The organism is Acinetobacter sp. GW821-FHT01E09 (genome assembly GCF_059422385.1).
The window spans coordinates 628095-642527 of the sequence record NZ_JBWKWU010000001.1 but is presented as its reverse complement, the minus strand read 5'-3'; the positions used below and the strand labels follow the sequence as shown (position 1 = coordinate 642527).

General features: G+C 39.3%; 9 protein-coding genes. All 9 read right to left on the bottom strand.

Annotated elements, in window-relative coordinates; genetic code table 11:
• Positions 1-64 precede the first annotated feature (64 nt).
• Positions 65-1174, bottom strand: coding sequence for a DUF695 domain-containing protein (locus AC07U8_RS03035; protein ID WP_096732991.1), 1110 nt, complete (start codon positions 1172-1174; stop codon positions 65-67).
• A gap of 99 nt (positions 1175-1273) precedes the next feature.
• Entirely contained in the window at positions 1274-2035 is a 762-nt protein-coding gene (locus AC07U8_RS03030) for a tRNA threonylcarbamoyladenosine dehydratase (protein ID WP_096732989.1), read from the bottom strand.
• A 136-nt stretch (positions 2036-2171) separates the two neighbouring features.
• Entirely contained in the window at positions 2172-4931 is a 2760-nt protein-coding gene (gene acnA / locus AC07U8_RS03025) for an aconitate hydratase AcnA (protein WP_494737293.1), read from the bottom strand.
• 113 nt (positions 4932-5044) lie between these two features.
• Complete coding sequence (locus AC07U8_RS03020; protein WP_494737292.1) at positions 5045-5866, bottom strand: TatD family hydrolase; 822 nt, start codon at positions 5864-5866, stop codon at positions 5045-5047.
• Complete coding sequence (locus AC07U8_RS03015) at positions 5866-6840, bottom strand: RsiV family protein (RefSeq protein WP_034609772.1); 975 nt, start codon at positions 6838-6840, stop codon at positions 5866-5868. The genes AC07U8_RS03020 and AC07U8_RS03015 overlap by 1 nt, the downstream gene beginning before the upstream one ends.
• Before the next feature lie 226 nt (positions 6841-7066).
• Positions 7067-7834: a hypothetical protein gene (locus AC07U8_RS03010; protein WP_494738574.1), complete on the bottom strand. Its 768-nt coding sequence runs from the start codon at positions 7832-7834 to the stop codon at positions 7067-7069.
• A gap of 140 nt (positions 7835-7974) precedes the next feature.
• Positions 7975-9564 (bottom strand): peptide chain release factor 3, encoded by a 1590-nt coding sequence (locus AC07U8_RS03005; RefSeq protein WP_494737291.1) that lies wholly within the window; start codon positions 9562-9564, stop codon positions 7975-7977.
• Between the two features lie 327 nt (positions 9565-9891).
• The gene (locus AC07U8_RS03000) at positions 9892-11967 is read right to left on the bottom strand and encodes a putative bifunctional diguanylate cyclase/phosphodiesterase (RefSeq protein WP_151801612.1); all 2076 of its coding nucleotides are present in this window, start codon (positions 11965-11967) and stop codon (positions 9892-9894) included.
• A gap of 211 nt (positions 11968-12178) precedes the next feature.
• Positions 12179-14362 carry a carboxy terminal-processing peptidase gene (locus tag AC07U8_RS02995; RefSeq protein WP_494737290.1) on the bottom strand — a complete coding sequence of 728 codons (2184 nt, stop codon included), beginning with the start codon at positions 14360-14362 and terminating at the stop codon, positions 12179-12181.
• Positions 14363-14433: the final 71 nt, after the last annotated feature.

Sequence of the window (14433 nt, the reverse complement as noted above, 5' to 3'; positions counted from 1 at the left end):
CTCTAAGCTGTCCATGTTTATGGTCTGAATGCTATAGCGCATTTCAAGCGACTTTTCAGCATAGTTAACGACCAAACTTATTTAAACAACGCCAATATTTATCTTTAAATAGGCTGACATCGATTTCAAAGTTGTTCTGATATTTTTCAACAACCTGATCTATAACTTTGGCGGGTTTTCTAAACTCTTTACAAGCAAAATACATGGTTCTTAAGTTATTACCGGTTTCTCGTCCAATATTTAAATATCCTTCAAAATCCTTTAGCTCATTTAATAATTCTTCTTCAATCTCATTAAGCAACTCATAATCTGTTGCAGACGGCATACCACTTGAGTTCTGACCAGCATAAGGTATTTCTATCAGCAGCATCCACGGATGAGAAGCCTTTTGATCCCATGTTAAAAGGGTACTGTTTAAGATCGCCACCAAAGGCAACCCTTCATTGGTCTCCCCCTCCAAACTGATATATTCATCTTCATCAGTACTTGAACGGGTTATTTTGTCTAAGCGAGAAATTTCACTGTTCTTTAAAATTAAAATATTCTTTAAACGATCGATAGACATTAATTCTTTTTCAGCATCTTGTCTGAATTGTAGCGAAACTTGATCTAGCTTTGTGATCGAATCATATTCACCCAAATAATTATCCAAAAAGATATAAACCGCTTGTAAGAATTCAGCTTTTTGAGCTTCATTATATTGATCATGCACAACCACAAGATCAGTTTCATCTGGATATTCTTCATGGTCTTTTAAATAAAACGATAGCGTTTTTTGACTAAACTCATGACCATGCATACCAATACTGGTTTGCTGAATATCACTTGCGGGTTTAAGTGCGGTAAATTTCCAGCCAGGAATTTCAGGGGCTGCTGCCACCAACTCCTCTACAAATACAATATTTGCCACAACACCATCTGGCGTTAAAATCAATTCAGCTGTTTGTGGGTCAAGCATCCCGGTAAGGAAAAAAATTCCACCATGAACTTTGGCCAATTCAGGCGATAATTTATCAAAGAAATCCGCCTGAATCGTATCTTGATTTAACTCATCTACAATACGATGGAAATCCTGCTGATGCTGCTCAAACCATTGCCAAAATTCAGCATAGCGGTTTCGATTGATTTGTATTTGTTGTTCTTTCTTTCCAAATAACTTTTTGAAAAAACTCATTTTGATTGTTCTCTGTTATTGCGTTTATTTCAGATTAATTTAACTGAATTTTTATGATTTTTAAATGCATCTAAACTTTTACTTAAAAATACCAAGCGCTTATTTGATCCGATCTAACTTTTTCAACACTTCTGCAACGGCGACCATCGCAAAACTAGAAGTCACCACCACAGCCGAACCATATCCACCACAACGCAAGCCTGCACTCGCACACACATCAGCACTGGAAAAAGGATTATCAATTGAATACACACACGTAATGCCAAATTTTTCTTTTGGTTTCTTACAAATGCCTTTGGCGCGCAACTGGCTCCGCAATTTTGCAAGCATCGGATCTTGTTCTGTTTTAGATAAATCAGCAACACGAATTTTTAGAGGATCAAGCTTACCACCTGCCCCACCCGAAACAATCAAAGGAATTTTATTAAACCGACAATGTAGCATCAGTGCAAATTTTGCTTTAACGTCATCGATGCAATCTAAAATAATATCGGGAACATTTTCTAAAATTTCTTTCACATTGTCTGGGCTGAGATAATCATCAATCAAATTGATCTTGACCCGAGGATTAATTGAACGGCAACGTTCCGCCATCACTTCAATTTTCTCATGGCCTAAAGTTGAGGTCATTGCAGGCAGCTGTCGGTTGATATTTGAAGCAGCCACTGAATCCATATCGACCAGTGTTAACTCGCCAATTCCTGTACGTGCTAAGGCTTCAACCGCCCATGAGCCGACCCCACCAATACCGATCACCATGACATGACTTTGTTCATAGTGATTGAATGTATCTTCTCCATAAATTTTGGCTACGCCTGCAAAACGGCGCTCATATTCATCATTTTGGAAAAGTTCAGTCATGTCTAATATCAACTCAAAAATACCCCGCTATTTTACTCATTTATCAACAGCGTGTCTTGTTCCAACACAATAAAAAAAGCCCTGCATTTTATACAGGGCTTGGAGAACTGAAATATATCGTGATTTATTGATTAGGCTATGAAGCGATTAAATTACGCAGTACATAATGCAAGATACCACCTGCTTTAAAGTATTCCACTTCATTCAAAGTATCAATACGGCATAACACTTTGAAACGATCTATTGAACCATCGACACGTTTAACCTCCACATCTAAACTTTCATGTGGTTGTATGTCATCAGAAAGTCCATAAATCGACAGTTGCTCATGCCCAGTTAAGTTGAGTGATTGACGGGTTTGACCATCTACAAATTGCAAAGGTAAAACCCCCATACCAACTAGATTTGAACGATGGATTCGTTCAAAACTTTCAGTAATCACCGCTTTTACTCCTAAAAGGTTGGTGCCTTTCGCCGCCCAGTCACGTGATGAGCCTGTACCATATTCCTTACCTGCAATGATGACCAACGGCGTTCCATCTTGCTGATACTTCATCGCAGCATCGTAAATGGCTAACTTCTCATCTGTCGGGATATAGAGGGTATTACCACCCTCTTCGCCATTGAGCATTTCATTCTTAATACGAATATTGGCAAAGGTTCCTCGCATCATCACTTCATGATTCCCACGACGAGATCCATAAGAGTTAAAGTCCTTTTGATCGACACCTTGCGCTTCTAGGTAACGCCCAGCTGGACTGTCTTTCTTAATATTCCCCGCTGGAGAAATATGATCTGTTGTGACTGAGTCACCAAGAACGGCCAAGATATTTGCATTGAGAATATCTTTAATTGGTTTCGCGGGTTGATCAATACCTTCAAAGAATGGAGGATGACGAATATACGTTGAGTTTTCATCCCATTCATAGGTTTCAGAATCAGGGATTTGAATTGCTTGCCATTTTTCATCACCATCAAAAACTGCCGCATATTCTTTATGGAACATCGCTGTATTCACTTTTTGCAGCACCTCATCAATCTCGATTTGACTCGGCCAAATGTCTTTGAGATATACTGGTTGACCTTGTTGATCGTGCCCTAATGCTGTGCTGGTAATGTCACTACGAATGGTACCCAATAAACCAAACGCAACCACCAAAGGCGGTGATGCAAGCCAATTGGTTTTTACCAGTGGATGTACCCGCCCTTCAAAGTTTCGGTTGCCTGAAAGTACCGACGCAACATTCAGGTCATGGCACTGAATAGCGTCTTCAATCGGTTTAGGTAAAGGACCTGAATTACCAATACATGTGGTACAACCATAGCCAACAAGGTTATAGCCCAATTGGTCTAAATAAGACATTAACCCTGCCGCTTCTAAATAATCGGTTACCACTTTAGAGCCTGGTGCCAGAGAGCTTTTCACCCATGGCTTACGTTGAATGCCTTTTTCGATGGCTTTTTTTGCCAATAAACCCGCCGCCAACATCACACTTGGATTAGAAGTATTGGTACATGAAGTAATCGCAGAAATCACCACATCACCATCCGTCAATGGGTAGCGTTTACCGTCAATCACACAATGCGGTTCTTCATTTTGTAAAGCAGACTGTTTTGAATCAATTGCTGTACCTGCACCACCTTCATTGGCTAAACGTTCTTTTTCTTCACCTTTAGCTGGCTTAAGATCCAGCGCCATTAAGGCACTAAAAGTTTGTGGGATATCAGGCAATGCCACTCGATCTTGCGGACGTTTCGGGCCAGCAACACTTGCTTCAACTGTTCCCATATCCAAAGCAAGCACATCGGTAAATACAGGTTCATCCCCTGTATGACGCCATAGACCTTGTTCTTTACAATAAGCCTCAACCAATGCAATACGGTCTTCTTTACGCCCCGTTAAACGCATATAGCCTAGAGTGATTTCATCAATTGGGAAAAAGCCGCATGTTGCACCATATTCGGGTGCCATATTGGCAATGGTTGCTCGGTCTGCAAGCGGTAAAAATGCCAACCCATCACCATAAAATTCAACAAATTTACCCACCACGCCTTTTTTACGTAGCATCTGAGTAATGGTTAAAACCAAATCCGTTGCGGTAATCCCTTCACGCAATTTCCCTGTCAATTTAAAACCAATCACTTCTGGAATCAGCATTGAAATCGGTTGCCCAAGCATGGCCGCTTCGGCTTCAATTCCCCCCACACCCCAACCCAATACACCCAAACCATTGATCATTGTGGTATGTGAATCTGTACCGACTAAAGTGTCGGGAAAGGCAAATACCTCGCCATCACTTTCACCCAGCCACACAGCTTGAGCTAGGTATTCTAAATTGACTTGATGGCAAATCCCTGTTCCGGGCGGTACCACACTAAAATTATCAAAAGAAGACTGCCCCCAACGGAGGAATTGATAACGTTCTCCATTACGTTGCATCTCAATTTCGACGTTCTCATCGAAGGCATGATCTGTCCCAAAGTGATCCACCATCACAGAGTGGTCAATGACCAAATCTACTGGAGATAAAGGGTTAATTAAATTGGGATCTTTATTGGCTTTCTGTACAGCTGCACGCATCGCAGCCAAATCCACCACAGCAGGTACACCGGTAAAATCTTGCATCAAGACCCGTGCAGGGCGATATTGGATTTCTTGATCTGAAGTTTTATTCTTTTGCCAATCAACAATCGCCTGAATATCGCTTTGCCTCACGGTTTGATCATCTTCAAATCTAAGTAAATTTTCCAATAATACTTTGAGTGATTTAGGCAATTTTGAAATATCACCTAAACTCGCTTGAACCTGTTTTAAATTAAAAATTTTATATCTTGTATCCCCTACAGTTAGGTCTTGTAGAGAATTTAAACGATTGATATGACCATATTTTGCCATTGGTTGAACCTCCAGCTTGGCGTTAACTTTCTTATTGGCTACTTGGAGTACTTATTTAAATCTAAGACAAATATTTATTTTAGGTGTTGTTGATTGGTTATTTTTATTCAAATTTACATCGCTATATGTAAGCATTCATGTGAATTTTTCCACAACATCCCTGCCAGCGTTGCCTGATCCATTGCCAAGCTTTCAGCTAAACCTGCCAAGACAAAAGGCAAGTTCACTGGTGTATTACGGGTATGCTGTTGGTCAGACGTCTGGCAACACAGTGGTGTCATATCTGGGCAATCGGTTTCTAGCACTAAATGTTCTGCACCAACCGCTTGTACAACTGCATGCAATTTTTTGGCATTTGGATTGGTAATTTGTCCTGTGACACCCAGTTTAAAGCCTAATTTAATAAAGGCTTTTGCCTCTTCTATCCCGCCACTAAAAGCATGTGCAATACCACCATATTTAAACTGATGCTGTTTCAACATTGCAAGCACGTCAGCATGTGACTTACGAATATGTAGAAGAATGGGTTTATCGTATTGTTGGGCAAGTTCAATTTGGGCTGAAAAAAAATCTTGTTGTTTTTGAAAAATTTCAGCTTGTTTATGCTGTTTAAGAAACGTGTCTAAGCCAATTTCACCAACCGCAATACACGCTTCAGTTTTCAGTATATTTTCCAAAGCACTTAAATGCTCTAGACGGTGTTGTTCGATATAAAAGGGATGCAACCCCGGCGCAAGATGGCTACGAGGCGCATTATTTAGCTGATTTAAAAATTGCTGAGTGTCTATCAAATCTTGAAAGCGTTCATATAGAAACCCAATCAAAATCAAATGTTCTACACCCACCTTTTTTGCTTGATACGCCAATTGTTCTCGATCCAGATCAAAATCAGCAACATCAAAATGCGTATGCGTATCAAACAAAGGCCAAGGCATTAGGATTTCGCTTTACCACTTGCAACAGGTGTAGAGCTGCTTGGCTGATCAACTTGCATCTCCGCTGGGAAATATTGACTTTTCAGCACGCCTTTTAACTGATCGTAAGGAATCATCAAACGCGGTAAGCCAACAACATAAGGCCCAATATCATATTCACCATATTGTAAAATCAGACCTTGTTTACCCAAATAGAAATTGTCTGATAATGTAAACTTCCACGCCTGTTCATATTCATTGACGCTTTCAGCAAGTTTTGAATCGATAACCCAAGTTTTAAAGGCATCATGTGCCAATTTTTCAAATTTAGCTTTTTGATTGGCTTCAATGATTTGATCCAAGCCAACTTGTTTTTTACTCACCAAATCAAAGTTAAAATAGGTTTGTGCAGATGCCCCATGCGCACCGCCTAAATAACTACTGGTATTTAATACCACCGTCGCTAAAGGTTTATCTGAGTTTAAAATTTTAGGACTTAAACTAATCGTGATCTGGCCACTTGCCCCTAATGTTTTAAGCTCTTTATCCATCTCAAGGAATGAATTTGCATAAGGTTGCACACGCTCTTGCAATTGCTGAACAGGGGTTTTATTGGCTTGCACCTCACTTGCTGAAGCTTGTGAAGCCGTTTGTTGCTGATCTGCATCTTTTTTTGCTTTACTCAATTGCGCGATATCCAACATTTTATCCAGATTATCTAAAATCGCTTGATCAATCGTTTCATCAACAAAAGCCTGATTACTTTTTAGTCTTTCTATAGAAAACTCAGGGCATGTATTGCCATTACACTCAGGCAGTGTCAATTTTACTTTTTCTGTATCGCCCTGTAATAACATTGATGTATCAGGCACTTGAGATGCAGCACTTTGATCAACTGTTGGTTCTGCTTTTTTCGAGTCAGATTTTTGACATGCAGTTAACCCTAAAGTGATCACCAGAATTGAAAGCGCTAAAGTACTTTTTTGATTTAACATTTCACAAACCTATCCAACGAATCAAGCCAAGATTTTTTAATCTCTATATTCATTAGCCTATTCTTCTCTATACAAATCCTCAATCAAAATTTGTATGAAAATTGAAGCGTTATTGCAATACGTGGCTCAAGTTTATTAATCGCTGAGTCAATTCAACATGGACCAACTGATCTTAACCGTTACGCTTTAGAATCCAGCTAAAATGGCAGAATGATCAAGATACACCTTAGAACATACGTTGATACACTTCAGGCTTGAGTATTTTTTGCGTCTGTTCTTTACTCAAATAAATATCCAACTGGGTACCATCTTCGACAATTTCATTGGCGCGATAATGTAACCCAACACCTTCACCATCAAAGAACCAATCGGCTTGCCCCCAATATAACTTTTTAGGCGCATTTTTTTTCACATCACTATTTTGCTTTTCCAACCATTCTGCATATTTTTCTTGGACCCAAATATTCAGTTGGTTCTGATGTTTGGCATCAATCACATCTAAAATACTTAAGCTTTTCTTCAATTTCCGGTCAGCAACAAAAAAGTATTGTCGTTCTTTGATACTGACATCCGCTTGTAAACTATTGACTGAAACTTGCAACAAAACATACTGATTGCGTTGTGAAGCCATACGCGTTTGCATATGCAGTTCAAAGGCTTTATTTTTCGGGAATTCTTCTTGCCAAGTATCTGACTTTTTGACAAAAGCATTAATGGCCTGTTGTAAGGTCATATTCTGTTTTAAATCAATCTGTGCCTGAATCACGCTGGACTGACTATTTGCAATCCACTGATTTAACCAATTGTCTTGGGTTTTAATGGTTTGAATATCAATTTCAATGCAATTGTTCTTTTCACAAAACGGTAAGGCATAATCAGCTTTGGTTTCTTGAATATTTAAATAAGGTAAGACTTCAGCGGCTTCTTGTTTGGGTTGTAATACAGAACCATCTTTGTCCTGATCTTTTTTAGAATCACATGCAACCAAAACCATTGTACTTAAGCAAAGCACTGAAATTATTTTTTTTGAAAATTGCACTGCATAAATCCCTTTGGACAAAAAGCATTGTATTTTGATACAAAAACAGCTTCACAAGGAAGCTGTTTTTACATTTTGCAATAAGTTAGCTGAACTTAATGCTCACGTGTAGAACGGAATTGAATATCTGGATAACGCTCTTGCATTAATTGTAGATTTACTCGGCTTGGTGCGAGATAAGTTAAATGCCCACCACCATCGACAGAAAGTTGGTCATGTGCCTTTTTCTTAAATTCATTAAATTTCTTTTCATCATCACAAGAAACCCAACGCACTGTGTTGATGTTCACTGGCTCATAAATACAATCTACTTTGTATTCTTCTTTCAAACGATACGCCACCACATCAAACTGAAGTACACCCACAGCCCCAACAATCAAGTCATTGTTGATTTGCGGCATAAACACCTGCGTTGCACCTTCTTCTGAAAGCTCTTTTAAACCCTTTTGCAATTGTTTAGATTTCAATGGATCTTTTAAACGTACACGGCGGAACATTTCAGGTGCAAAGTGTGGAATCCCCGTAAAATGGAGCTTTTCGCCTGAAGTGAATGTATCACCAATCTGGATCGTACCGTGGTTATGTAAACCAATGATATCGCCAGGCCAAGCTTCTTCAAGTTGCTCACGTTCACCGGCAAGGAATGTCAATGCATCACTGATACGCACATCTTTACCAATGCGCACATGATTCATCTTTAAACCTTTCTCATACTTACCTGAACAGATACGCATGAAGGCAATACGGTCACGGTGTTTTGGGTCCATATTGGCTTGGACTTTAAATACAAATCCACTGAAGCCTTCTTCCGTTGCTTCAACAGTACGTTCATGTGTTGGATGCGCTTTTGGTTGTGGTGCCCACTGAATAAATGCATTTAATACATGATCAACCGCAAAGTTACCTAACGCTGTACCAAACAATACTGGCGTTTGACGACCTGCTAAAAATTCCGCTGGATCTAGCGGATCATTCGCCATTTGCACCAATTCTAAAGATTCTTCAAATGAAGCAAAGGCCAGATCACCGACTTTTTCACGAATGTCTGGATAGTCATAGCCATCACGAATTTCAATATCTGTAATGGTCGAACCAAAACCCGCTTTATATACATAAAGCTTATTTTCAATGATGTTATATACGCCTGCGAAGTCGCGCCCCATACCCAATGGCCAAGTAATCGGCACACAACGGATTTTAAGCACGTTTTCAATTTCATCAAGCAATTCTAATGGCTCACGAATTTCACGGTCCATTTTGTTGACGAAAGAAATAATCGGGGTATCGCGCATACGACACACTTCCATCAATTTGATGGTCCGTTCCTCGACCCCTTTTGCACCATCAATCACCATCAATGCTGAGTCAACGGCAGTTAAAGTACGATAAGTATCTTCAGAAAAGTCTTCATGTCCTGGTGTATCAAGTAAATTGATGACATGATTTTTATAAGGGAACTGCATGACTGAGGTGGTAATCGAAATACCACGCTCTTTTTCCATTTCCATCCAGTCAGATGTCGCAGAACGGTCTGACTTTCGACTTTTAACCATACCTGCAACTTGGATTGCTTTACCCCACAATAACAGTTTTTCTGTCATTGTGGTTTTACCAGCATCGGGGTGGGAAATAATAGCGAAGGTACGTCGCTGAGCGACTTGCGCCGCTAATTCATCTTTAAACATAAAAAATCTACAATATGTACACAGTTATGTACACATTTATAAATATGTACTTGAACTGGAAAATGGGAATTCAAAAATTGGCGATATTGTATCAGATTTAGCGTCGTTTTTAACGATTGTTGCTATATCATTAAGCACTTTGATCGCACAGACATCGCAAAAATTCCAGAAAGAGGATGAGCGATACAGACGATAAGCAAATGGTTTTAAAGATCAACGCAGATCTCAATATACGGTGGCGATGGTTAAGTAAAATGCGATTACGCTCAGCTTAAACCTCGTTTGAATGATCGTGCTAGGTCTTTAGCTGGCTAAATATTTTTATATCTAAGGTATGGCTTTAACCATACTATAATTGGTTTCCAAACGGTCTACAGGTAACGGCATGCCTAACAAATAACCTTGTAATTGCTGGCAACCTAAACGTTTAAGAATCTGCGCTTGCTGTTCAGTTTCAACGCCTTCTGCCGTCACCACCAGACCCAAACGAATCGCCAAATGGATAATACTTTCTAAAATGATTTGTTCTTTTGAACCTTCACACAAATTACGGATAAATTCTCGATCTATTTTTAACTCATCTACTGGTAAATCTTTTAAATACAAGAAACTCGAATGCCCCGTTCCAAAATCATCAATTGCCAATCGGATACCTAAATTTCTTAATTTCTCAAAGGTTTGAATACTGTCATCTATATGATGCATCGCTGTAGATTCAGTAATTTCAATAATTAAATTACCATTCTTGACATGGTATTTTTGAATCAATTTTTCTAAAGTTTCAATCAAATGTTTATGTTCAAATTGTACTGCTGAAAGATTTACGGCGATGGGACCAAAAGCATATTTTTTATCTTCCCATTCTTGAATTTGCTTACATGCTTTCTCTAAGGCCCAATAGCCCATACGAATAATCAGCCCCGTTTGCTCAGCGCCATCAATAAACATACTCGGGGCTAATAAGCCTAGGGTTGGATGCTTCCAACGGATTAAAGCTTCTACCCCACAAATTTGGTAGTCCGCTGTAAATTTAGGTTGATAAAATAGAATAAATTGTTGTTCTTCGACTGCTTTATATAAATCATTGATGAGTTTAGATTGACTACGGCTTTGGTGTTGTTGGTCTAAAGAACTGCTATAAACACTAAAAGTATTACGCCCCTGCTCTTTAGATTGCATCATGGCGGAGTCAGCATTGATCAATAAATCTTGTAAGTTCTGCCCGTGGTCGGGGAAAAATACGATGCCAATACTGGCAGAAATATTAATTTCTTTACCTGAGATTTGAAAACCATCTTGTATTTTTTGTAAGAATAATTCGGCAATCTCTTCAGCTTCATTACGATTAGAGTCTTCAAGAATCAGAATAAACTCATCTCCACCAATACGAGTGAGTCTTTGCCCATCCTTAAGTAACGGATATAAACGCTGGGCGAGTTTAACCAAAAGCTCATCACCGATATGATGACCAAATGCGTCGTTAACAGATTTAAAGCGGTCTAGATCAATATAAATAAAAGCAATTTTAGACTGTATGTCCTTATAGTCTAAAAATAAAGCATCGGTGTATTCAACGAGAAATAATCGGTTTGGAAGTTTAGTCAGATTATCTTGAAGTGCTAAGTCTTCAAGCTCTTTATTGGCTTGTAATAACTGTAAACTACGTTCTTCTAATCTTCGTTCTAAAATCGCCACACAAAAAGCAGAGACAAGTATTAAACTCGCTACAAAAATAATGGTAAACAATAAAATACCTTGCCCTTCGTGTAGTTGACTTCCAAAATGTTTGTCATGCACCGATGAGATCGTTGCTGCTGCCATACCGATATAATGCATTCCCACAATACTGAGTGCGATCATGATCGATACAGCAATTTTATAAAGCATCTTATGATTAAAAGAGTTCTTATATTTAAATGCGAGCCAGAAAGACAATCCTGAACCACTAATCGCGATGATGACAGAGAGCATCACCAAAATAACATCATAATCAACTTGTTGATTTGGAATATCTAGCCCCAGCATGCCGATATAGTGCATTCCAGAAATTCCCAGTCCCATCAACACGCCACCTAAAATCAACCGTACAATTGGCAAAGTCTCTTGAGTGGTCAGCCAAATCGCAAAAGTCGAAGCCATGGCCGCAATAATATAGGAGATTACAGTTAATGTTAAATCAAAGGAATAACCTTGCGGTAGATCACAAGCCAACATTCCGACAAAGTGCATTGCCCAAATGGCGAAGCCAAAAACCATGCCACTTAAACACAAGATAATTTTCTGTAGACGAGGGGTATGTTGGGTAAATATGAGTTGTTCTAATGAAATAGCTACGTAACAGATGATAACTGCAATACATGCAGAACCTATTACGAGATTACTATCATAACTCATATAACTCATAAAAATTTACTTCCAGTAATGAACCTATTTTTGTTATAAGCAACCTCTATATATACAACGCAAAATTGCGAGAAGGTTCACCTTTTTTTAAAGAACGTTCGTTTTACTTAAAATATCACTATCCTATTGAACGTCAAGTTATTTTTTGAATCGAAATAAAAAAAGCATATCCGAGATATGCTTTTTTATTTTACCTAAATAGAATTTTTAGTTATTTACTTGTTAGATGTGCCAAATCTAACAGAACATTGGCAGCCTCATTCACAAAGGTCTCTTCCTCTGGCAATGCCGGACGTTGGTTTACCTTCATTTTCGCTCTTGATTCAGCCAATGCATCCAAACTTGCTTGGTAACTCTCCCAATTTGAATATGGCTTTAATCCTGTTTCAGTACGACGCTTGTTCTCCGCAGCCAATGTTCTTGCTTCAAGCGCCACCAAATCTGCTTTACGTTTATCGATATCTAAAGAGATTCGTTTCTGATCTTTAGTTTCTTGAGCAATCGCTTTACGCGTCTCTAAATATTGGAACTGTGGATCACCTGCCGCACGAACTTTTGATTTTTCACCAAGCTGTGCCACATACGGTTGAATTGAACCTTCACGTTTAAACGGTGCAGTTGGAATCGTATCCCATTTCAAAGCATTTTTAGCTTTACGCTCACCAAACTCTTCATCATAAATATCCACCAGTTTGATATCTGGAATCACACCTTTGTTTTGGGTGCTACCACCAGTCACACGGTAGAATTTACGTTGCGTTAAGGTTGCTTGACCATAGGCAAGACTATCCAATTGAACTTGCGCAGTCCCTTTACCCGTGGTCGTACTTCCTAAAATTACAGCACGATCGTAATCTTGTAAGGCAGCAGAGTAAATTTCACTGGCAGAAGCAGATGCTAAGTTAACCAAAACAGCCAAAGGACCTGAATAAGTTTGCGCACCACCATCAGTGTCTTCAAACACACTCACATTGCCGTTACCATCACGGATTTGAACCACTGGGCCTTCTTTAATCACTTGCCCAATCATTTTGGCAACTTCTTCTAAAGAACCACCGGGGTTATTACGCAAATCAATAATAATCCCTTCAACATTTTGTGCTGCAAGTGACTTCAATGCTTTATTGGTATCTTCTGAAACAGAACGGTATTCAGTCCCTGCACGACGTGCGCGATAGTTCAGATAGAAAGATGGGATTTCTAAAACACCAAACTTATGTTTTTTACCATCACGTGTCAGCTCTACAGTACGTGAACGCACACCCGCATCTTCTTCTTGAATCACATCACGAGTAATGGTCACAACTCGTGCTTGGCTCATAGAAGCGCCTGCAGCCAACAATTTCACTGACACCTTGGTGCCACGTTTACCACGAATCAAGCCGACAATTTCAGAACTTGGCCAACCAATCACGTCGACCATTTTATTGCCATCTTGTGCAACACCAATAATGCGATCACCAGATTTAACCTGTCCGGTCTTACTTGCCGGCCCACCATCTACAATGGTTTCAATCTTGGTATAGTCTTCATTACCACGCTCAGGACGAATCGAAACACCAATACCTTCAAGTTGTAAGGTGGTTTGACGATTCAACTCCATAGCATCAACAGGTGGGAAATAATTGCTGTGCGGATCGTAGGTCAAGGTCATTGCATTGAGGATACGTTCCAGTACATCATCACTCTTGGTTCGTCCAATACGCTCTAGTTGGCGGGTATACCGCTTGGTGAGTGTTTGAACAGGTGTAAGATCTTCTGATGCTGCCAAATCCTGACCATTGGCCAATGTTGGATCATCTTTCAATGCTTTTTGTTTGGCTTGATCTTCTTGCTTAGCAATAGTGAGATTGATTAATTGCGACACCAGCATCTTACGCCAATAGTTTTGCAACTCGGCTTTGCTGGCAAAGAATTCAGCTTTCTCACGATCTGCATCAATAAATTCATTTGGCTGATTTAAGTTCTGGGTCTTTTTAAGTTCAGCCAATTCAAATTCATAAAATTCTTTTAAACGTGCACGATAATGCGCATGAATCGCAAATGGTCCAGACAAATCGCCTGCTTTTAATTTTGCGCCGAGTGTTGCCCCATATTGCTTTTTATATTGTTCAATTTCTGAAGCTAAAAATAAGGTGTGCTCTGGGTCAAGGCTATCAATATACATGTCGAGAATACGATTTGATGTATTTGCATCTAAACGCATATTCAAATAATGCTGACGGTCAATCAATGTTGCAAGTTGACGTGTCACTAAGGCTTGATCTTGTGAAGGATGAATCGATTGAGACACGTTTGTAGCATTGGTTTCCGCCATTGCCTGATTGATGGTATGGGTAAAGAATAAACCACCTGTTGCAAGTGCTATAGCGCAAGCGAGAGTTTGAATTTTCATAAATTCTTAATACTTCCTTGGGTTTTCCAATTTCTATATCGTTTTTCAATCTGAACTCAACAGTTTCAATA